The organism is Olivibacter sp. 47 (genome assembly GCF_030372825.1).
GTDB lineage: Bacteria > Bacteroidota > Bacteroidia > Sphingobacteriales > Sphingobacteriaceae > Olivibacter > Olivibacter oleidegradans.
In genome coordinates, this window is sequence record NZ_JAUCNR010000013.1 from 1 (window position 1) to 310 (window position 310).

The window sequence follows — 310 nt, forward strand, 5'->3', positions numbered from 1 at the left end:
CAAAGTATTATAAAAATCCAAAGCGGGAGCTTTACTGTCCATTCCCTTGATTCTTTGAGCAATATCCGTCTGGTCATCATCAGTTCTAATAATTGTGTTTCCTCTTTGATCTTGAATAAGATGGAATTTATCAGAAGTTCTCTCCACTATTTTCAATTGTTTGGTATCAGTGTTATATTCCCAAACATCCGGAGCCATCCCGTCAGGATCTATAAACCGGATCGGATTATCGAATGCATAACTGTAAGGAGAGTGCCTTCTCATCTGCTCCGCTAACGGATCCACACTTCCCCATCTCCCTATCACCGGG

1 pseudogene is annotated in these 310 nt (G+C 41.6%); it reads right to left on the reverse strand.

From position 1 onward, the window contains the following. A pseudogene (locus QT327_RS28085) lies at positions 1-310 on the reverse strand (hypothetical protein); the annotation flags it as partial.